17 protein-coding genes and 1 riboswitch are annotated in these 21,100 nt (G+C 44.5%); of the genes, 11 read left to right on the top strand and 6 right to left on the bottom strand.

Annotation, left to right across the window (positions count from 1 at the left end; all coding sequences use genetic code 11):
* Window positions 1–61: 61 nt before the first annotated feature.
* The 4 genes from ACIQ0H_RS12835 to ACIQ0H_RS12820 all read left to right on the top strand — a co-directional run bounded on the left by ACIQ0H_RS12835 (window position 62) and on the right by ACIQ0H_RS12820 (window position 5,492).
* Window positions 62–1,279, top strand: a complete 1,218-nt coding sequence (locus ACIQ0H_RS12835) for an amidohydrolase (protein ID WP_403415197.1) — start codon at window positions 62–64, stop codon at window positions 1,277–1,279.
* A 2-nt stretch (window positions 1,280–1,281) separates the two neighbouring features.
* Window positions 1,282–2,502: an amidohydrolase gene (locus ACIQ0H_RS12830; protein WP_403415195.1), complete on the top strand. Its 1,221-nt coding sequence runs from the start codon at window positions 1,282–1,284 to the stop codon at window positions 2,500–2,502.
* A gap of 254 nt (window positions 2,503–2,756) precedes the next feature.
* Window positions 2,757–3,539, top strand: a complete 783-nt coding sequence (locus ACIQ0H_RS12825) for a helix-turn-helix domain-containing protein (RefSeq protein WP_403415193.1) — start codon at window positions 2,757–2,759, stop codon at window positions 3,537–3,539.
* A 621-nt stretch (window positions 3,540–4,160) separates the two neighbouring features.
* Window positions 4,161–5,492, top strand: coding sequence for an ammonium transporter (locus tag ACIQ0H_RS12820; RefSeq protein ID WP_403415190.1), 1,332 nt, complete (start codon window positions 4,161–4,163; stop codon window positions 5,490–5,492).
* 80 nt (window positions 5,493–5,572) lie between these two features.
* Here the strand turns inward: ACIQ0H_RS12820 and ACIQ0H_RS12815 are convergent, their stop codons facing one another.
* A complete protein-coding gene (locus tag ACIQ0H_RS12815) occupies window positions 5,573–6,379 on the bottom strand; it encodes a YitT family protein (protein ID WP_403415187.1) in 807 nt (268 codons plus the stop codon).
* A gap of 665 nt (window positions 6,380–7,044) precedes the next feature.
* Between ACIQ0H_RS12815 and hprK the strand changes: the two genes are divergently transcribed.
* From hprK to abc-f, 6 genes are all read left to right on the top strand, one after another.
* Window positions 7,045–7,965 carry an HPr(Ser) kinase/phosphatase gene (gene hprK, locus ACIQ0H_RS12810; protein WP_403415731.1) on the top strand — a complete coding sequence of 307 codons (921 nt, stop codon included), beginning with the start codon at window positions 7,045–7,047 and terminating at the stop codon, window positions 7,963–7,965.
* A gap of 499 nt (window positions 7,966–8,464) precedes the next feature.
* Complete coding sequence (locus tag ACIQ0H_RS12805; protein WP_403415184.1) at window positions 8,465–9,457, top strand: DUF1672 family protein; 993 nt, start codon at window positions 8,465–8,467, stop codon at window positions 9,455–9,457.
* 18 nt (window positions 9,458–9,475) lie between these two features.
* Complete coding sequence (locus ACIQ0H_RS12800) at window positions 9,476–11,563, top strand: SA1320 family protein (protein WP_403415181.1); 2,088 nt, start codon at window positions 9,476–9,478, stop codon at window positions 11,561–11,563.
* 356 nt (window positions 11,564–11,919) lie between these two features.
* Entirely contained in the window at window positions 11,920–13,107 is a 1,188-nt protein-coding gene (locus ACIQ0H_RS12795; RefSeq protein WP_403415179.1) for an Alp7A family actin-like protein, read from the top strand.
* Between the two features lie 11 nt (window positions 13,108–13,118).
* Window positions 13,119–13,655 (top strand): hypothetical protein, encoded by a 537-nt coding sequence (locus tag ACIQ0H_RS12790; RefSeq protein ID WP_403415176.1) that lies wholly within the window; start codon window positions 13,119–13,121, stop codon window positions 13,653–13,655.
* Window positions 13,656–14,025: 370 nt separating this feature from the next.
* Window positions 14,026–15,702 carry a ribosomal protection-like ABC-F family protein gene (abc-f, locus tag ACIQ0H_RS12785; protein ID WP_403415173.1) on the top strand — a complete coding sequence of 559 codons (1,677 nt, stop codon included), beginning with the start codon at window positions 14,026–14,028 and terminating at the stop codon, window positions 15,700–15,702.
* 89 nt (window positions 15,703–15,791) lie between these two features.
* Here the strand turns inward: abc-f and thiW are convergent, their stop codons facing one another.
* Genes thiW through tenA form a run of 5 tightly spaced genes read right to left on the bottom strand, consistent with a single transcriptional unit; the run spans window position 15,792 to window position 19,209 of the window.
* Complete coding sequence (thiW, locus tag ACIQ0H_RS12780; RefSeq protein ID WP_403415171.1) at window positions 15,792–16,289, bottom strand: energy coupling factor transporter S component ThiW; 498 nt, start codon at window positions 16,287–16,289, stop codon at window positions 15,792–15,794.
* Window positions 16,286–16,939 carry a thiamine phosphate synthase gene (gene thiE / locus ACIQ0H_RS12775; RefSeq protein ID WP_403415168.1) on the bottom strand — a complete coding sequence of 218 codons (654 nt, stop codon included), beginning with the start codon at window positions 16,937–16,939 and terminating at the stop codon, window positions 16,286–16,288. The genes thiW and thiE overlap by 4 nt, the downstream gene beginning before the upstream one ends.
* On the bottom strand, window positions 16,932–17,765 hold the full coding sequence (thiD, locus tag ACIQ0H_RS12770; protein WP_403415165.1) for a bifunctional hydroxymethylpyrimidine kinase/phosphomethylpyrimidine kinase: 834 nt from the start codon (window positions 17,763–17,765) through the stop codon (window positions 16,932–16,934). Before thiD ends, thiE begins: the two co-directional genes overlap by 8 nt.
* Complete coding sequence (gene thiM / locus ACIQ0H_RS12765; RefSeq protein ID WP_403415728.1) at window positions 17,762–18,520, bottom strand: hydroxyethylthiazole kinase; 759 nt, start codon at window positions 18,518–18,520, stop codon at window positions 17,762–17,764. The genes thiD and thiM overlap by 4 nt, the downstream gene beginning before the upstream one ends.
* Window positions 18,520–19,209, bottom strand: coding sequence for a thiaminase II (gene tenA, locus ACIQ0H_RS12760; RefSeq protein WP_403415162.1), 690 nt, complete (start codon window positions 19,207–19,209; stop codon window positions 18,520–18,522). The genes thiM and tenA overlap by 1 nt, the downstream gene beginning before the upstream one ends.
* A gap of 284 nt (window positions 19,210–19,493) precedes the next feature.
* Window positions 19,494–19,599: riboswitch (TPP riboswitch) on the bottom strand.
* Between the two features lie 116 nt (window positions 19,600–19,715).
* On the opposite strand from tenA, the gene ACIQ0H_RS12755 reads away from it, so the two are divergent.
* On the top strand, window positions 19,716–20,909 hold the full coding sequence (locus tag ACIQ0H_RS12755; protein WP_403415159.1) for a DUF3238 domain-containing protein: 1,194 nt from the start codon (window positions 19,716–19,718) through the stop codon (window positions 20,907–20,909).
* Window positions 20,910–21,100 lie beyond the last annotated feature (191 nt).

The raw sequence follows: 21,100 nt of genomic DNA, 5'->3' as shown, positions 1-21,100 counted from the left end.
TAGAATAAGAGGATAGGGGAGCGTTGGCCGCCCCTTCTTTTTGAAAAGGGAGAGAATGTGAATGACGACACTTTTAATAAAAAGGGCAAAAGTTGAAACAGGATTTACATATGATGGTGAACGGGTATCAGGTACAACGACTGCTGAGGTCGATATTTTAGTGAAAGACGGCAAGGTAGAAGAGATCGGTACGGATTTGACTGTTCAGGCAGATGAAATCATAGAGGGCAATGGAGATTTGCTAATGCCGACGTTCCGGGAGATGCATATTCATGTGGACAAGACGTATTTCGGGGGGCCTTGGAAAGCGGTTAGGCCTGCGACTAAAGGGATTGTGACACGTATTGAAGAGGAAGAACGGTTGCTGCCGCAGCAATTGCCGTTTGCCTTGGAGCGAGCGGAGAATATGATTGGATGGTTATTGTCGCAAGGGCATACGCATATCCGGTCGCATTGTAATGTGGACCCGCAGATTGGGACGAAGCATATTGAGCTGACCTTGGAAGCGTTCAAGAAGTTCGAAGGGAAGCTGACCTATGATGTCGTTGCGTTTCCTCAGCACGGTTTGTTGAGGTCGAAGGTGGAGCCTCTGATGCGAGAAGCGATGCGTAAAGGGGCGACGCTAGTAGGTGGAGTGGATCCAGCGACACTAGACCGGGATATTGAACGTTCGTTACATCTCACGATGGACATTGCAGTGGAGGCAGATGCGGGATTAGATTTGCATATTCATGACGGGGGCTCATTGGGAGCTTTTGAGTTTATAAAGTTGGCTGAGCTTGTGACAGCGGCTGGAAAAGTCGGACAAGCGACGATTAGTCATGCGATGGCTTTAGGTGATCTAAAGGGCGGAGAATTGGAGGAAATGGTCGCGATTCTTCGGGCTGCGAAGATGGATGTGACAACAACGGTTCCGATTGGTCGGCCAACAATGCCAATTCCTTATTTGTATGACAATGGTGTGGGGGTATCGCTAGGGCATGATAGTTTGACGGATCATTGGTCGCCATTCGGGACAGGGGATACCATTGAGAAACTGTGTGTGCTGGCGGAGCGATTCCGTTTTTTAGATGAGTATGCATTAAGCAGGTCTTGGAAGTATGCGACGGGTGGAATTACGCCTTTGAATGACACAGGGCAGCAAGTATGGCCGCGCAAAGGGGATGACGCTAATTTTCTATTGTTGGATGCCGTCTGCTCAGCCCAAGTTGTAGCAAGGCGCCAGCCGATTACGCGCGTCATTTATCAAGGAAAAGTAGTGCGAGGGAAGGGGGAATAAGCATGGGTGAACTCATTTGGCTGACAAATGTCAAACTAGAAACAGGCGAACGACAAGTCGACGATGGCGTCTACGAAACGCTAACGGATTGCTTTGATTTGAAAATAGTAGATGGACGGATTGCAGAGATTAAACAAGCGGGACAAGGTAGTGAGTTACTGGGGAAGCAGATCGATATGGCAGGAAAGCTCGCTGTCCCAGCGTTCAAGGAAATGCACAATCATTTGGATAAAACCTATATGTCATTAGACTGGAAGGCTGTTACGCCTGTGGCAACACTAACAGAGCGGTTACAGATGGAAGCGGAAGAGCTAGTTGAATTGGCTGTTACTACTGAACAACGTGCGACGAATATGATTGAAACTCTGTTGAAAAAGGGGACGACACATATTCGCACACATGTGAATATCGATCCCTATATCGGTTTGAAAAACCTAGAGGGAGTGAAAGCTGCCTTAGAATCTTTTAAAGGGAAAGTTACCCACGAAATTGTCGCCTTTCCGCAGCATGGTTTGCTGAGAGAGGAAGTGCCGCATTTGATGAGGGAAGCGATGCGGTCGGGTGCAACGATTGTTGGTGGGTTGGATCCGGCAGGCATTGACCGCTCAATTGAAAGGTCGTTGTATGAGGTGATGGCCATTGCGACGGAATTCGATAGTGATGTCGATATTCATCTTCATGATGGCGGTTCCGTGGGTCATTATACGGTGGATAAATGGATTGAGATTGTAGAAGAAGCAGGCTATAAAGGGCGGACGGCCTTGAGTCATGCCTTCTGTTTAGGGGACGTGTCGGCATTTCAGCAGAAGGCTATTGCGGAACGCTTGGCTGATCAAGTGGTTGCGATTATGTCGACTGTGCCTATCAATCTTAATCGCACGCTACCTCCGATTGAGCTGTTGGATCGTAGTGGCGTCAACGTCCATTTTGGCTGTGATGGCTTTTATGATAGCTGGAGTCCCTATGGAACGGGGGATGTGTTAGAAAAAGTAACACGCTTCTGTGAAATGTATGGCAAAACGGATGAACGTTCTTTGCGCTATGCGCTAAAATATGCGACGCAGGGAATCACCCCGTTGGATAACAAAGGAAACCAAGTATGGCCGAAAGAGAATGATAAAGCAGATTTCGTCTTTTTCGAGGCGGCTTCTACGGCTGAAGTGGTAGCGAGAAAGCCCCTAAATCGTTGGGTGATGGTGGCTGGGCAACTGGTTCAATCATAATTCGATGTGTGCTTTGAGGTAGGGCATGGCTAAATAGAGAAATAGTCGCTTCGCTTTATAAGCGGGACGGCTATTTGTCATTTAGTTGACCAAAAACTGCCCATCAACTTCAACAGTCTCGCAATCATCCATTCGTGTAAAAACGTGTATTGTGCATGTACATATTACAGTGCATCTCAGTTGCTTTCACATACGGATGAAGAATAAAGTGTATAAGTAAGTGGCTGTTGAATTGAATAAAAGGGGGAATTGGGTTGCTTTATCTAAACTCTGATCATTTTTTGTTGAAACCATTTATGGCCACTATTCAATGTGAACCGAACTGGCAATGGAGAAAACGTGATAAACCAATCCCCAATTATGATTTATTTTATGTGTGGAGTGGGCAAGGGACAGTCGTGCTTAATGGTAAGCCATACGATGTAGAAAAAGGACATTGTTTTCTCTTTAGACCCGGCGATGAGACAACGGCCACACATAATCCCCGAAATCCCCTCGTGTTAACTTATATTCATTTTGATGTAACTGAACCACTCCAATTGGTTCCTTCAGCACATCGGGTCATCGAAGATTCTATTATTTTCGAATCGCTTTTAACGCAATATGTGCGATTGTTTCTCATGCATGCATTTGGTGCGGAAATTGAGGCTCGGCTCATTCTAAAGCAATTGATGATTCACTTATTAAGAGAAGAACTTGAAAAGAAAACAGCTAATACAAGTAATAAATTGCTAGAAACGGTTCAAGAAATTGCTAATTATATTCAACAAAATCCCGGATATCCGCATACAATCGATAGTTTGGCAGAACGTGCAAATCTATCTCCAAGGTATTTTTCACAGAAGTTTAAACAATACATCGGCCATACGGTCAAGTCTTATATCGTTTATTCCCGTATAAAGCGAGCCGAGCATCTATTACATTCTACAGGAGTCACAGTGACAGAAGTTGCCGATGCTCTAGGTTATACCAACATCCATTTTTTCAGTAGACAATTTAAAAAGTACACAGGTAAAACTCCCTCGGAGATACGATAAGCATGTTGTGTAGGGTCAGGCATCTATTTGATGTCTGTCTTTTTTGGTGTTTTCCGAACTTTATTGATGTACATAAAAGTGCAAATGTTTAATCAGAAAATCTAAATCACTTTGATCTTCTGGATGATAGGATTTAACCAGGAAAAGGAATTAAGGAGAAGAGGGGGAGGCTTAGTGCATTAAAAATAGCTATATATGTTGAATTTATGATTTTCGCCTAATCTCCAGCGAAGGCATCCCCAAGCGCCAAGCGTTGTAGGTAGGATTCTTTCATTCAACATAGCTAGTGAAAAGGTAGCGAACGTCTGGACTTTTGTTCAAAAACGATGCTTGTCGAATTGCAATGCTGGCGAACTTAGAAGGGGGAATATCCAGTGCAGTCTTGACGCAAGCATGAACCGCACTTGGAAGACTTTATGTATGGAGTAGTAACTAGTATCAATCAATCCTTGTCAAAGTTTCTGGATTCAGCCCGTCTATAATAGGTTCATAGCTCATTTCCCGCTTATATCCAATCAACATGGGGCTGAAACATTCACATAGAAACGTTATTGAAAAGGGAAAGTGTTCTATGCTCCAACGAATTAGAAGTAGTTACAGAAGAAGAGGGGGGAATTTTAGATGGATAACTTATATTTATTAAACAGTGTCTGGATTATGTTGGGGGCTATTTTAGTTATTTTCATGCAAGGCGGATTTATATTACTGGAAGCTGGGTCAACGAGAATGAAAAATGCTGGTCACATTGCGGGCAAGACGATGTTTACATTTGGAATTGCCTCGCTTGTTTTTTGGGCAGTTGGCTACGGATTTATATTTGGTGAAAATGGAAACTTTTTTATTGGTTGGTCTGACTTTTTTTATTCAGGTGATGAAGTTGAAGGAAGTACTTATTCAACCGCCGTATTCTTTGTATTCCAGCTTGCATTTGCAGGCATCTCATTAGCGGTTGCATTCGGAGGCTTTGCAGAGCGAGCTAAACTGTCCGTTTACCTTGTTTTTGCTTTGCTTTTTTCAATTACAGTCTATCCTGTAGTGGCACACTGGATCTGGGGTGGTGGCTGGTTGGCGGAGCATGGAAAACAGGATTTTGCAGGGTCAACAGTTGTTCATCTAACCGGTGCGATGGCAGCATTGGCAGCTACGATTTTATTGAAACCAAGGGTTGGAAAGTACAACGCAGATGGTACGGCTAACAATTTAAGCGGTCATAACCAGGTTTTCACTGCTTTAGGTGTCTTAATATTATGGGTAGGTTGGTTCGGTTTTAACGCAGGAAGTACATTGGGTGTAGAGAATGGATTCTTTGGATATATTGCCTTAAATACTACATTGGCAGCCGCAGCAGGAGCCATCAGTGCTTTGCTTATTTCATGGGTTGTCTTCGGAAAATCCGATGTTCCGACAATGCTAAATGGGGCTTTGGCCGGTCTCGTTGCGATTACTGCTTCATGTGCTTTTGTAGAGACATGGGCGTCGGTGATCATTGGTCTTGTTGCCGGAATACTGGTGTTTTACAGTGCTAGATTTTTTGAAAAACGCAAAATAGACGATCCAATTTACGTGCTGTCCGTTCATGGTGTTGCAGGCGTTTGGGGGACTTTATCGACAGGCTTGTTTGCCTCACCGGAATTGGCGACTGTCGGACATGCGGGCTTGTTGTATGGCGGTGGATTCACTCAGCTTTGGGTGCAGTTCATGGGTGTAACCGTATCGGCTGCCTATGCCTTCTCCGTATCCTTTGTGATTTTATATGTTATGAAAAAAGTGATGAAGGAACTGAGGGTGACGGAAGAACAAGAACGGGTTGGTTTGGATTTGAGTGAACATGGCAGCTACGGGTATCCTGAGGCATTATTTATGAAAGAGCAAATTGACGAAGTGAACGGAATGGATACCCCCTTAAAGGTTAACCGCGGATATTCGCCCTATCAATTAGGAAAACAACGGTAAGCATGTACAAGTGTTTCCTGTGAACCGAGTAATGAAAAAATAGCCACCTCGCTTGATAAGCAGGGTGGCTATTTCTTCGTTTAATTCACATGAAACTTCCCATCAACCTCGACCGTTTCATAAATATTAATAAATGCTTCTTCATCATGCTTGCGCACAATCTTTTTAACATGCAACGTTTCGTATCGTGTGACGACCATCATTAAAATATCCTTCTTCTCTTGCGTATAGCCTCCGTAGCCCTCGGTAATCGTAATCCCACGATAGATAGACCCGAGTAAATCATTACGGATTAGATCACCTTTGGTGGTGACAATCTGCATGGTTAATTTGACGTGATCGGTGAAAATTGTATCAATCATTTTCCCTGTGATATAGATCGACAGCAGGGTATATAAGGCGATTTCCCAGTTGAAGACGAATCCAGACAGCAGAACGATGACGCCGTTCATCCCTGTGAGGAGAAGGCCGATGCTGAAGGATGTTGTACGGGAAATGATGATAGCGATGATATCCAAACCACCGGAAGTTCCGGAGTATTTAAGGATAAGTCCAACACCCAGACCCCCAATACCTCCCCCGAAAACGGTCGACAACATGATATTATCAGTAATCGCAACGACAGGTATCACATATAAGAAAAGCGAGAGTGATGCAACACAAATCATGGTATTAATGGTGATTGTTTTTCCGAGTTTGTAGTAGCCTAAAATAACTAAAGGTAAATTCAGAACTAAGTTTAATACGCCCGTGTTAAATGGGGTGATGAGCCCGAGTAAGATGGCGATCCCGCTAATGCCACTACTTAAAATCCCGAATGGGACGAGAAAGCAGTTAAACGCAAATGCAATAATGAGCGAACCGATAACGACAATTAAATTTTTCATGAACCGTAAATCTCCTTTCGTCTCTTGAGAATAAAAAAAACTCGGCCCCACAATAGGGACGAGTTTGTGCTCGTAATTCTGCCCATACTCCGCAAGTCTCCGACAAGCGGGTCTCAGTCAACGCACTTTCGCACGTGCCCATGTAACGGTGGAAAACCGTCAAAGCGTACTGATTTTCGGCTTTGCATCTCAGAGGTGATGTTCGGATAAGAATGGTCCTTGATGATCCAAGAAATAGGGTTCTTATCGTACTTTTTCTCCCATCGATTTTTGTTATTAGATGTTAATTTAGCAGAGAAAAATGGGCGTGTCAACAAGTGCTTTTAGAGGTGGTAAGAATCCTGTAAAAGGAGCCTATAAAAAGTATGGGAAGTGCTATAAAGTGTTATAAACATTGAATTGTTAAGGTAAATAGAATAGTTAGAATCGATGAAAAATAGAGTGTAAATCTTCTTTTTTTATGCTTGTTTTCTTCTGGATCCGACAGGGAATTAGATAGGTGAAACATACGAATGGAGCAAAGGTATTTTGTATGACGAGCACTAATCCCTCCATAGGGAATGTATGGATATTATTTGTTATACTTATCCTGTATGAATAATGTAAAAACCTATTGGATGTCCATAAAGTGAATGACAAAACGGAAGAATAGAGGCCTGGTTAGCATGAAAATCATTACAATTGAAGAGATTATCAAAAGGTTCGCATTTGAGGTGTTGAGCGGACATGACCAATTGCATCGTGTGATAAAAAGAACGAAAGTCCGCCGTCCTGGGTTGGAGTTTATGGATAAATTCGATTTCATAGCAACAGAATACATCCAAATTCTGGGCAAGAATGAAATAAACTATCTGCACACCTTAACACTTGAGGAGTGCCGACTACGGATTGCAAACATTGTCCAGTATGCTCCTCCTTGTATTATCATTACATCCCAACAAGAAGAGCCGTTGGGACTGATTGAATACTGTAAGGACGAAAAAATCCCGGTGTTACGGACCCGTGATTCCATGAGCGAGCTGACGGCCAAATTGGATGCGTACGTTGTGAAGGCAATGGCTCCGGAAATCGCGATACATGGCGTCTGTGTGAATGTATCGGGGATAGGGGTTTTACTGAGAGGTGACTCTGGCGTAGGGAAAAGTGAAACGGCCCATACACTGATTGGCAGGGGGCATCGTCTGGTAGCGGATGATATTGTCCTTTTGAAAAAGCTGAGTCCACAAACACTTCTGGGGACACATGATGAAAAGAATAAAGAATTCCTCGCTCTGCGTAGTATCGGCTTGTTAAATGTGGTGCGCATGTATGGAAGGGCTGCATTCCAAGAGGAAACGCGGATTGCACTTGATATTGAACTGACGCAATGGGCGGATAATTCCTTGAACAATGAGTTAGAGTTGGAGACGAAATATGTGGAATATATGGATGTACAAATACCACATATCCAAATACAACTTCAGCCTGGGCGTGATATTGCGGGGTTGATCGAAGCGGCGGCGAATAATTGGTATCTTCACCAGCAAGGGTATAGTGCTGCGGAGGAATTCATGAAACGGATTGAGGCGGATATGCCGTCTGAATAGAAGTGCATAGTGAAAAAACAGGCCGATTACATGTCGGCCTGTTTTGGGTTGAAGTGTTCAGTTAGTGCATGACAAGATGGGATATAATGAAGCCAGCGATAATAACGGAAGCTTCAAGAAGACTGAGCCACATGGATTTGTCGGGACTGTGAGGTCTACTGTCCGGGTTGTTCATCGTTTTTAGCCTTATTTCGATTGATTGATATAGACATAGTATTCCCTGACGTGGGGTGAAATAATCGATTTCAGCAAAATAGATACCTGGTTTGGAGACAATGCTCAATCGTTTCTGGATCAGGTATTTTTGTTTTGGATTGCGGATTCCCATATATCAAATAGAGTTCGTTACCTAGGCATTTAGTGCTGTTGTTCACGAGTAGTTGTCTGACTTTTCTCCCGTTTTTAAGGATATGAAAGGAATTCTACAGCTATCCAATGCCAATACTTTCCGTTTGCTTTAATATACTCTATATAAAGAATGAAGCAACGGAGGTATTCCATGGGGTATGTAAAGGGAATTGCGGCATTGACGCTAGGTGCTACATTTGTATTAGGGGGTTGTTCGGCTTTGAATTCGGCGGATGAGGAACAGGGATATGAGTTAGTTGATGGGAAAAATGGTGCGAAGGAAATTAAGCTGACGGAAAAAGAGTTAGAAAGGTTAGAACAAGTAGGAAAAGAGTATCGTGAAAAGAACTATGTGCCTGTCCAGGAGTATGTAGGTGAAGGATTTAGGTTGGAAGCTGATAATGGAACGGATGCCATTGCGGAAAAAAAACGTGAAGAAGTAGAGCAGGCGGTTAAGAAGTTTTTTGTAGATAAGTATAAGACAGATGTCAAAGTTCATAACATCGTTGGAACGACTGGTGCGGCTTCCGTTTTTGTGGAGTCTGTTGGAGAACCTCATTTTTATACGCTGGCGATTATTCCAGTTGATGTAAAGAATGAATCGGTTGAGACAGACGGCGTTTGGTCTTTGGAAGACGAAATAGAACAGGCTATTGTCACAGGATTGCTTGCGATGATTTACGATGAAAAGCTTGCTGTCTTGGATGATTATCTAGAAACCATTGTAAATGAATATCCAGTTACGGGACAAAAAGTGGAGGCCTTGGGAAGTGTCGGTGCAGTTAAATATGCAACGCCATATTATCGTTTGAGTGCAAATATGGATTCATTCCAAAACCTTCTTGCCGAATATATTTCCAATCCGGAGCGCACGAAAGAGGAATGGAAATCATTTGAGGAAGAAATAAATTATGACCCAGAGCAATTTATTATTGCCATCGAATTATTCATGTCCGAAAAAGATCTAGAACCGGATGAAGAATTAATTGATAAGATTGCAACCGATATTAAAAAAATGGAAGGTTTACCTCGTGCTAAGTATGGAATTGATTTGCATGATAACTTTGTTGATAAAATGTCGGGCAGAGGAAATAAAGAAAACTCGCTTGAACGGGGAAATCCTGAATTAATAATCAAGGAGTGAGGTGAGGTGATAGTGACTGTGAAAACTGTTAAGAAAGACTTTTTGGAGAGTCAATATGTGAATGATGTTGACCTGATAGAACTTGCAGGATTTCATGCTTACAGACCGGTTATAAAGTTCGGGATAATTACAGTTAACGGTAAAAAGTTCGAAGTAACAGATTTAATCACAAGCTCCGAAAGCGGACTAGATGCATTTACCGTGCAAAATACAATCACTAAAGACTATACCATCGTCTATGTAGGAACAGACCCTTCGAGTATCCCAGATATCATAACAGACGCCAAGTTGCTCAGGAGCAGTCCCCCTACACAGTTGGAGGAAGGACTTCAGTATTTCGACGACATGGAGAAGAAATACGGCCAAATAAGTTCCGTTACTGGGAATTCATTGGGTGGTGGAGCGACGAATTATGTTGCTGTGAATCGGCCGGAGGTGAAGGCGGTTACGCTGAATCCTGCATTATTACCGTCGGGTTCAGTGGATCCGAATGCGTCGTATGATAATATTACGAACTACATGAGTCAATACGATGTGCTGACAGGTGGGGTAAAAGCACTGGGATACGGTGGTCGAATTCCAGGAAACCATTTTGAAATTAATAACGGGATTCCCGATTTTGAGATGCTTTCAACAAATCATACGGGCTATCTTAAGGATGATATTAATAAGCAGTACTATGAAATTGGCACGGAGGGACAGCCTGGATACGGAAAAATTTACGTAGATGCTGGATCCCATGTGATGACGTCAATATGGACGGGGATGCCATTGTATTACGGCGGTGGTGAACGAATTGATATCAATGTCGACAGTCTGAATCAGTTGGCGGGTGGAATTCAAAGTGAAATCGCTACACGTGTTGATCGCGCCAAGGGATACATGGAGAAATCGATTGAAATAGTAAAACACGAGGGTAGTCAATATACAGCACGCGTTAACATATTGCAGGATCAATTTAAAGAGATGATAGAAGGAGAGGTCGGTAACACGATTTTTAGGGGAATTACTACCCCGAATTCTATTATTCAGATGGAACTTGATTTTATGATTGGGGTAACTTATATAGCGGAGGGACATTGCCAATCCTTAAATCTTATCTTAAATTCCCCACCTGCACAGTTACTGGAGTTTCTTACGAGGACCAATGTGGATGTTTCAACTATCTTCGAATCGATTCGAGCGCAGTTACGGCACTTTAAAGACATTTTCGATGCTGTATCGGCAGGTATCGATCGAATGCTACGACGTGAGCTTGTGGAGTTATTTAAAGGGGGCACGGAATTTTGGCTGGATGCTGTTGTTCGGGAAATGCAGGCCCATTTTACTATTGTAGGCGCAAATAATACCTTATTAGAAAATCATATTACGCAGTATCGGACACAAATATCGGAAACGGCTAGTGCGTTCAAGAATAGGGATGAATGCTTGGCTACTGCTATCCAGAACCAATGTACACTGGATATGTCAACAGCTACAATCCTAGAGAATGAAGTATATAAATTAGTAGATTCTCCTTTTCTAGTGCTCACGCTTCGAATGAAGGAAATCCAAGTGAATACAGGATATGCAGCCGTACAAGCGGTTGCGAATACCGTATTGAAACCACTACTTCAAGTACTGGGAGGAATATTGTCAACGATTGAACGACTTCTTGAGTCAGCAGCGACTATCGTAAGGGGAGCAGTTTCATTCGGATTTAATTGGACTCTGCCCGGAATTTTGGTGGGGGCGTTTACGGATTTTGATGATAAAGTTCGAAATATGGTGAATCAAGCACTCGAGCGCATCGATGAACTAACGGAGTTAGTTGAAAGTCTTCGAATAGCAGTAACGCAACTGGACTCAAGACTGCCAGCAGTTATTCATAGTATAAAGCCCTATATTGACAGTGCAATTTTCAGTAAAGATGCCTTTCAGAATGTCCACCTCTACAATACAGCAACCGTAGCCCTATATGACGATATGAATATGCTTTTCCAAGATATTGTAAGCCAGCTATCAAACCATCAGGCGGATTCCATAACGGCCTTGCAAAACCTCTCCCAGCAGGTAAAAGATAATATACGATTGCTTAGGGAGCAGACAGTACGGGGAACGATTTAGATGCCCCAATACAGCGTGCATAGATATATGTTGAAAATCGGTTGAAACCTTCGGGGAACAGTCGATTTTTTTGTTTGCAAAACACGTATACATAAATAGTTAGTTTGTACACGATAGTGTACACAAATGTAAACATTATCGTGTACAAGTTTACAATCACGTACGCAACCAGTGTTTATATAGGTAAACAGGGATGTAAACATGTTTACAAACATGTACACGAGATTGTATACATGTTTACAGTTATGCACACAAGATTACACTTGTGTAATCAATGACTGAATAGTTTGACGTGTGAGTAAAATGTAAGTACTATTATTTAGTAGAAAGATAGAATAATGGGGAGGATGATTTCTATGACGGAAACACGTATTGCAGCAATTGATGTAGGAAATGATTCATTGAAAGCAATTTTTGGGAAGTTGGAAGTTGAACTTAACATTCCAAATGTAATTGCACAGGATATTGCAGATCGTCCGATCATCGGAATTGAAGAATTGAATAATCAAGAGCCTACTGACGGTATTCATATTCGATTGCACTCTCCCGCATTACAAGATAACAACGCAATTTATCGCGTCGGAAATTTAGCGACAAAAAGTGGGAATTCAACGGAGTTAGATCCAGGTAGCAATAAATCTGAGGAAGATCAAACCCTTGTGATGCTGTTTGCTGCGCTAGCATTAGATGCAGCACGGGATGAAAATAAAACGATTTTTAAACGTTCAAATAATGTAATCGAGGCTACGTATACACTTGGAACAGGACTTCCACTGAGGGAAGTGAAGGAAGGGAAGGATGTTGGCTATCGTTCTCAATTGCTTGGCTCTGTTCACCAAGTGGAGTTTTTAGTGACACCGAAATATCAAGGGTTAAAAGTGAATATCAAGTTTGAAGAAGTGAAAGTGTATCCGGAAGGCTTTGCTGCATTTATTAACCTTGTGATGGATAATGATTTAAATATTATTAATAAAGAGCTGATTGATAAGCGAATTCTGATTCAAGATATTGGGGGACTATCGACAGATGTTGCGGTGATCAAGAATCGAAAAGTCGATGATGATAAGGCACAAGGCTTCAATTTGGGCGTTTCAGAGTCACTTGATGCTATTCGTGAAGAGATTTACGCAAAACATGGCGTAGAGCTGGACAGCCGTCTAGATGTCGTGGAGATTATTACGAGGAAAAGTGATCGAAATCATATTATGGTAAAAGGTAGTCGGACAAGCGTTCATGATATTGTAGATCGTATTCTATTGGATTTAGCGAAAAAGCAATATCGCCATTTACGGTATATCTGGCAACGAAACTCGCAATCGGAAATTTGCTATTTCATCGGCGGAGGCTCCCTTGTCTTGAAAGATTACCTAAAAGCGTTAAATAATAGCTTAGACGGCTATAATATCGATTTCTTTGAAGACGAAAAAGAAAGCGTATGGATGATGGCCAATGCGTATTATAAGCTCATTTCCGACTTCGCTAAAAAAAGTCAACGAGTCGTACAGCAGCAACAACAAGAAGAGAAAATGGTTAAAGCAAAGTAGGGTGATAGCTCGTGACAGAAAGAGGTATAAAGAGGGGTCAGCCCATTACGTTTCGTATTCCATCTGATGCATCTGACCATGTATTAAGGCAGCTGCAACAGTTAAAAGAGGTCGAAAGAAGAAACTTTTCCAGTAAAATAGCTGAATTCGTCATCGATGGCGTCAATGATACACTCTTGAAAAACAGAGAGGCGATCACGATTCCTCTGCCAAAAGGATTATCGAAAGCGCAACGAGATTGGTTGAAGCATGAACATTCCGAAGCACTGCTAGGAAGTATCGTGTATCAGCTCCTGTCTGATCCCATCCGCACAGCGACACTTTTTGCATCACTGCACAGTAATAAAGGAGAGGAACAAGCTCCCTTTTATCTTCAAGAAGAAGTAGCAGCAGCTGCTGTCGAAGATCACTTTGTTGATATCGAGACGGATGTTGATGATCTAGACAATTTCAATTGGGAACAAGTAAAGGAAACGAAGAGCGTGCCTATTGAAGAAGAGAATGAACTGGATCTTCTTGGTGACTTTCTTGCTCAAATGAATAAGTGAAACGAAAGCCATGTACCTGCGTGAAAGACAATTGTTGTTGTCTCTCACGCGGGTGTTTTTTTGCTTTTACCTAAAGTGGAAAGGGTTTGGAATTAATATCAAAAAACTGACTAGTATGGTATAATACAAATAACTTTATTGAGAAGGGAATGACGGGTGGACGATGGATAACTAATCTTTGATTCCGAGAAATTGAATTTTCGATTCACACGGAAAACAGGATTAGTCTGTCCACTTTTAAGTCACCCCCTTTCTCATTGCGCATGCAACGGGGCTTTTTAGGGAACTTTTAAAATGGATCATTAGCGACTAATCCTTCCGATTACTATTCGGAGGGATTTTTTGTCCTTCCGTATTTGGAGGAATGAGTATGTTGTTAGGAACTTTGAATAAATTATCATTTGCGCATGGTGAGACGGTGATTTTGGATCGCTTATCGGCGGATATTCCGGAGGGGGCTTGTATCGCGATTGTTGGGGCGAATGGGGCAGGGAAGACGACGTTGTTGTCGTTATTCGCAGGGGAAACCATGCCGACTTCGGGGTCGATTGGTTGGACTGGTAAGGCGCCGTCCATGACGTATTTTAGGCAGGAGCAGGAGGATGAAGGCGCGGCGGATTGGGGGGGCGCAGAGACGCATGTATACCGGAAGAAGTGGAAGGTGCCGGAGCATGCAGAGTATGTGTCCGCAAGTGGCGGGGAGCGTATGAAAATGCGTCTGGCTGCCACACTTGCCGAAAAGAGCCAGCTCGTTTTGCTTGATGAACCGACGAATCACTTGGACAGTGACAGCTTGGACGAATTGATACGGATTATTAATGAAGGAAAGCGTACGTATATCATCGTTTCGCATGATCGGCATTTCATCGACCAGACTGCGGATGTGGTCTTTGAGATTGAGTACGGCAAGCTGACTGTGTATAAAGGCAATTATTCGGATTACCGGGATAAGAAAGAGCTGGACCGAGAAATTCAGCGGAAGCATTATGAACAGCAACAGCGAAAGATTGCGGAAGTAGAAGAACAGATTTCAGAGTTGGAGAACTGGTCGGCAAAAGCGCATGCGGAATCGACGAAAAAGGGCGGAAGGACGATGGGCGCAAAAGAATACTTCCGGATGAAAGCGAAGAAACGGGACGTACAAATTCGCTCGAAGCGCAAACGACTGGAAGGCGAATTGGAGAAAGACCGTATCGACAAACCCGAAGACGAAATTGCCGTATCTTTTGACGTGAAGGGTCGTAAGAAAAAAGGGAAACGGGTACTGGAATTAAAGAAAGTCGGGAAGGCATATGGGGAGCACAACCTATTTTCAAATGTATCGTTCACCGTGCAAGCTGGCGAGCGGATTGGGCTTGTTGGCGCGAATGGTGCTGGAAAATCGACGTTGTTTCGCATGGTGCTCGGGGAAGAAGGATGTGACGGGGACCTGTGGAAAACGGCGGGGATGACGATTGGTTATTTGAGTCAGACGGTGCTCGACTTACCCGAGGATCTAACGATGGCGGAGTATTTTTATGTGGATACGTTCCAGGAGCGAGGGATAATCCGAACGAATTTGATGAATCTGGGGTTCACGAAAGAACACTGGAATTTGCCACTGGCTGCATTAAGTATGGGCGAGCGGGTAAAGGTCAAGTTGATGCAGTTTATCCTGGAAGGGGTCGATGTGTTGCTATTAGATGAACCGACAAATCATCTGGATCTGCCTTCAAGGGAAGAGCTAGAAAAGACGTTGGAGTCGTTTCCGGGTACACTGCTATTTGCCTCGCATGACCGTTATTTTACGGAGCGGATGGCGGACGGCTTACTGATTTTTGATAAAGGGACGATTCGAAAAGTGCAGATGACCTTGGCTGAATGGCAAGCGCGCGGGGTAGTGGTGCAACCGGAAAAGACGGCACAGGAGCGACTGCGTCTGGAAACGGAATTGCAGGCGGTGCTTGGGCAGTTAAGTTTGATGAAGCCGAGTGATAAGAAATATGCTGAGCTGGATAAGTCCTTTCATGAGTTGAGTAGACAGTTGAGGGAATTGCCTAGGAAATAAGACCTGCCGTATAAGAAAATAATTGAATGAAATAAATGGCCGCCTGCTTATGTAGCTAGGCGGCTATTGGTTTTATGATCGATGACACCTTATAACGTTCCCTTCAAGCTGCTCCCAACGCGCGTATGCTGCAGTCGTACAACCAGTATGAGACCAAGCACTGCGCCGCTGACGCTCGATACAAGAAATGGCGGTACGAAGAAGAAGGCCGTCATTGTCGTTCCCATTAGGATTTTGGCGTAGGGAACTGCGATGAGTGACGCGATGACGCCAGTTCCAATGACCTCGCCAACGGCAGCAATCCATGTTTTTCCGAACTGTTTATACAAGATCCCCGCAAGGAAAGCTCCGATCATGCCGCCTGGAAATGCAAGCAGTGAACCTGTGCCGGTGAGTATCCTGACGAGTCCAGTTAAAAAGGCGATGATGACCGCTGGAACGGGCCCCAGCATGATGGCTGCAATGACATTGACCGCGTGCTGAATGGGATAGGCCCGTGCGATGCCAGCCGGGAATGATACGAATGTGGAGCCAGCGACTGCAATGGCAACGAACATGGTCATGATGGCCATTTTACGTGTATTCATAATGAAGCGACTCCCTTGTCGATCGCTATCTTAAAACGGCGTGTCGCGCTATAAGGATCAACAGCTGAAGCGATTGCTGAAATAAGTGAGATGCCTGAAGCGCCAGCTGCCAAGACCGGCTCAAAATTGGCCGATGTAATACCGCCTATTCCGACAATGGGTAAAGTAGGGTAGGCACGGGCCATTTCCTGAATAAATGCGGTCCCGGCAACGGGTTTTGCATCTGCTTTCGAAGAAGTCGCATAGACAGGTCCCATTCCAACGTAATCCGCACCGACTTCGATAGCGGCTAACATTTCCTGCTCATTGTGTACGGAAACGCCTACTATCTTATCTTTTCCAAGCCGTTGCCGTACAATCGCCGCTGTTTCATCATCCTGTCCAATATGAACACCATCCGCATCAATAGCAATGGCCAAATCGACGTCATCATTGACGATAAACGGCACATCATACTGCCGACAAAACCTTTGGCATGCTTCTGCAAATGTCCTTTTTTCATCACCGACTAAAGCTCCTAGCCCTTTTTCCCGCAATTGAAAGCACGTCACGCCACCGCGAAGTGCTGCTTCCAGCACCTCCAACGGATCCGCGGCTCCTGCATTGACGCTGCCCATGATAAAATACAACTGCAATTTTTGTTCAATCAATGAACACGACCTCTTTTCTGGCCTCGTTACTCAGCCGCCCATATGCCCAGTGATTGGTCGGGCCATGTCCTGCACCCAGATTCAGCCCATCGACAATGGCCGCTTGGATATATTGCTTTGCATCCACAACCGCTTCTGCAATCGTTTTCCCTTGTGCGATTTGTGCGGTAATAGCTGCGGAAAATGTACAGCCAGTGCCATGTGTATCTTTGGTGTGGATCCATTCGGAGCGGATGGCAAGCCGATCGCCATCGGCTGAAAGCAACAGATCCTCCGCATAACTGGCTCCTGGTCGATGGCCGCCTTTCATGACAACTGCCCCCGGACCTAATTGTAAAATACGGTTTGCCGCTTCTTCGACATCCCGATCGGTTTCGATTGTCATACCTGCAAGCACTTCCGCTTCGGGAATGTTCGGTGTGATGACGCACGCCATTGGAAGTAGAAATGTCTTCAATGCATGAACCGCTTCCTCCAATAACAGCGAAGCGCCGCCTTTGGCAATCATGACAGGGTCGATAATAAGTGTGGGGGAGCCATATGATTGCAGTGTTTCTGCCACTGCCTGGATGATATCGGCTGAAAATAACATGCCGGTCTTCACAGCCCCAACGTTGAAGTCGTCCAGCACAGCACGCATTTGTGCGGTTACACCAGCCGCCTCAATGGGATAGACACCGTGTACGCCAAGTGTATTTTGTGCAGTCACGGCTGTTAGTGCAGACGTGCCGAAGACGCCTAACTCCTGAAACGTCTTCAGGTCGGCCTGAATCCCTGCACCGCCACCGCTATCTGAACCCGCCACTGTCATAGCCACATAGGTCATGTTGTCAGCCTCCCAAGATAAAGTGCATTCAAAAGTTGTACAGCAAAATCGCCAGGGCCCGCTGCCTTTTCAGCAGCCAGTTCGCCCACCTTTTTATAAAAAGTCAATGCAGTTGCCACGGCTTCTAACTCGTTTTCATGCTCCACCGCTAAAAATGCTCCCGCGACTGCACTCAGTAGACAGCCTGCGCCGGTTATTTTGGACAGTAGGGGATGCCCCCCTGTAATCGAAATCGTTTTGTTGCCGTCGGTCACAATATCGACTGCGCCGGTAACAGCGACGATGCAGTGATACCTCACGGCAACTTCCTCTGCCAGTGCTTTTACATCCACATCGCCTTGGCCCGCATCGACGCCTTTCGATTGCCATTTCACGCCTGCGATCGCTGCAAGTTCACCCGCATTACAGCGGATAAGGGTTAGAACGACTTCATCCAAAATCTCCAAGACGGACGCCTTGCGAAAAGCGGTCGCGCCCGCACCGACGGGATCAAGGATGACGGGTTTGCCATGTGCATTGGCGCTTTTTCCTGCTAGCAGCATGGCTTTGACGGTATCTTGTTTCAGTGTGCCGATATTCAAAACGGTACAAGACGACACGCTGGCAATTTCGGCGGCTTCTTCTACCGCATCTGCCATGACGGGTGATGCACCAAGCGCCAGTAATCCGTTTGCTTGGAAATTGGCAACGACAATGTTGGTCATGCAATGCACGAGTGGTTGTTCTTCACGTAATTTTTGTAAGAGACCGTCCATTATTGGCTCGCCACCACGTCGTAAGAGTGGATGGCCCAGTCTTGTTTGGTCCAAGCCATTTCCCAGAACTGCCATTCATAATAGCTACTTTTCCGGAAATGTTCTTTCAGTTCATTGCGTCTCTCAGGTGAGACAGCTTCTGCTAATTCATTCATCCGGTAAACTTGTTCTTTTACCAGCGTTTCAAACCACTCAGAACTGTACGTTTGAATCCATTTATCATAAACAGGGTGATTTGGTTTGGCGTCTTTTAGCCGTTCACCAATTTCATAATACAACCAGTAACACGGTAACAATGCGGCGAGGACGTCTGCTAAATCACCTTCGTGTGCTGCACGATACATATGCGAAACGTATTGATAAGCCGTCGGTGCGGGCTGAAATGTTGCACGCTCTTCTTCGGTGATGTCTAACATGCCGAAAAAGGACTCATGCAAGGACATTTCCGCACTACATGTTCGTTCTGCATGTGCCGCAAAACGTTGAGTCGTCTTCAAATCTTTTGCTTTCACAGCACCAAGCGCCTGGATTTTCGCAAAATGTGATAAATAATAAGAATCCTGTTGCACGTAAAATTTGAACACATCTAGTGGCAACGTACCTTCCGCAATGCCTTTGACAAACGGATGGTCAAAGCTCCCTTGCCATAATGCATCACATTCCGACCGTACTTCTTCACAAAATGTCATCCTGTCCACTCCCCATCTCTTTTTTTTGAAAATTAAATACGCCTTGGCGTATTTGCGTCCAGATTTTGAATTGAGCTTGAGGCCTACAGGATGTAGGTCATGCAGTTGTTGCGACAGGAAGTCGCGAACTTAGACTGCCTTCTTAACTCCCCTCAAAATCTGTGACATCCGCCGGCGGCTTTAATTTTATTCAGCGGGGTTTGAATTCCCGCTGAATAAAATTAAAAAAGGCCGCCCCCTAATATAGCTCAGGAAGCGGCCCACGATGGTTTGGTTAATAGAATAACAGCGCGGTCCCACTTCCCTACGCTGGTATGATCCAGATCAGGTTCCAAGGGTCCGCATATCCATATGCGTCTCAGCCTTAATAAGACTCCCCTAGTGGCGATAAACAATTCAATTTTCAACATAACTATAACACAAGTTTGATTATTGGCAAGACTTACATATGCGATGTTTAGTAGTTGGTTAAGAACCGCACACTTGAAATAAGGAGGCGGAACGTAATGTTTTTTGAAATTAAAAACGTTGTGCATCAAGCGGATCTCATTTATTTTTCATGGAATGATGTGGGTGGAATCTACCACGTTTATAAAGATACTGAGCATGTGTACGAAGGGACTGTGCCGGAGTTTAGCGATGGCGATTTTAAGCATGCGAAGCTTTACAACTACGCGATTGAGCGTGTGGAAAACGGGGAAGTGGTCGAGGTAATTGCGCTACAGACCTCAGCGTTTGCGGAGCACAAGAATAAGGATAACCCCCTTCAATCGCTCGTCATGACAACCATCGTTGCAAAGACGCAAATCGCGTTGTCCTGGGAGGAAATGACCGATGTGGAGGAGTATGATGTGTTTCGCAATGATATATATATGACAACAGTGACAACGAATGGCTACATTGATCGAGACTTTTCATTGGATGAAACATACCGATATACCATTCGTTCAAAGCGTCCGCTTTCGAAGTCGGAAGATCGATTTAATATCAGCAAGTCGATGGTCACGACAGTTTTTGGTGTGCTAAATCCTGTTTCATCGAAAGAAGCTGCAGCGGTTGAAGTGTTCTCTGTCATGAAGTGGATTGCGAAACCGCAAGAATTGTTGACGCCTATTCAAGATCGGTTGCGTCGTCCGAATGTGGAGCGCTGGAAATTCCGCTACTCCACATTTTTAGCAGATAAATGGGTCAAGAACCCAAATATATTATCGAAGAATCATTACTTCCAAGGGGATGACAGAGGGTTTGATGTGAATGGGGATAGCTTTCGAACCCGAGTAGATATAGAGCTAGCTTATGATCAAGCGCGAGCACCGCTAACGTTTACGAAGACAGTTGGCCCTTCGATTGCCTATAGCCGATGGAAGCAATGTCGCGGACAAGCCACTGCCTCGCATGAGGGGATACGCTTGAAGAGGTTGGACCATGGATCAGGGGAGTCGGGATTTCACGTCACCCATGCGGTTGGTAATCCGCTAACGACTGCACCCGCAATCGACTATGAAGTCCAAGCGGTTTTGCGGCGGGATGGTACGTTTGACATGACGGGCTATCATGACCAAGCTCCCCATCATGAAATTTATATGGCGCGCGGGGAAGGCGGAAATTGGCTACCCATTCATCAGGTAGAAAGTAAAGGACTCGCGTGGATGTCACGGGTGATTGCTTGGCAGTACTGGCGTTGTTCAAGTTTTGAATAGGTTTCGCCAATAAATTCGAACAAGCCCTTTGACAACGACCGTTCTATCTGATAAAGTTATCTCGAATTCAAGATATGTTGAATTCGAGATATTATATAAAAAGCCAGTGTGGATTCAACATATAACTGCTAGCGGTGGGCGCCCACAGGAAAATGTCGACTTTGAAGCAGGGGCTCTTGAGCTATGGCTAG

It is taken from the genome of Sporosarcina sp. NPDC096371, assembly GCF_044762865.1.
Classification (GTDB): domain Bacteria; phylum Bacillota; class Bacilli; order Bacillales_A; family Planococcaceae; genus Sporosarcina.
The sequence above is the reverse complement of the archived record's forward strand: the minus strand, read 5'-3'. Positions and strand labels throughout refer to the sequence as shown.

Coding starts and splice junctions, on each gene's coding strand:
- ACIQ0H_RS12835 (WP_403415197.1), top strand. CDS start 62: ATGACGACACTTTTAATAAAAAGGGCAAAAGTTGAAACAGGATTTACA.
- ACIQ0H_RS12830 (WP_403415195.1), top strand. CDS start 1,282: ATGGGTGAACTCATTTGGCTGACAAATGTCAAACTAGAAACAGGCGAA.
- ACIQ0H_RS12820 (WP_403415190.1), top strand. CDS start 4,161: ATGGATAACTTATATTTATTAAACAGTGTCTGGATTATGTTGGGGGCT.
- ACIQ0H_RS12815 (WP_403415187.1), bottom strand. CDS start 6,379: ATGAAAAATTTAATTGTCGTTATCGGTTCGCTCATTATTGCATTTGCG.
- hprK (WP_403415731.1), top strand. CDS start 7,045: ATGAAAATCATTACAATTGAAGAGATTATCAAAAGGTTCGCATTTGAG.
- ACIQ0H_RS12805 (WP_403415184.1), top strand. CDS start 8,465: ATGGGGTATGTAAAGGGAATTGCGGCATTGACGCTAGGTGCTACATTT.
- ACIQ0H_RS12795 (WP_403415179.1), top strand. CDS start 11,920: ATGACGGAAACACGTATTGCAGCAATTGATGTAGGAAATGATTCATTG.
- abc-f (WP_403415173.1), top strand. CDS start 14,026: ATGTTGTTAGGAACTTTGAATAAATTATCATTTGCGCATGGTGAGACG.
- thiW (WP_403415171.1), bottom strand. CDS start 16,289: ATGAATACACGTAAAATGGCCATCATGACCATGTTCGTTGCCATTGCA.
- thiD (WP_403415165.1), bottom strand. CDS start 17,765: ATGACCTATGTGGCTATGACAGTGGCGGGTTCAGATAGCGGTGGCGGT.
- thiM (WP_403415728.1), bottom strand. CDS start 18,520: ATGGACGGTCTCTTACAAAAATTACGTGAAGAACAACCACTCGTGCAT.
- tenA (WP_403415162.1), bottom strand. CDS start 19,209: ATGACATTTTGTGAAGAAGTACGGTCGGAATGTGATGCATTATGGCAA.
- ACIQ0H_RS12755 (WP_403415159.1), top strand. CDS start 19,716: ATGTTTTTTGAAATTAAAAACGTTGTGCATCAAGCGGATCTCATTTAT.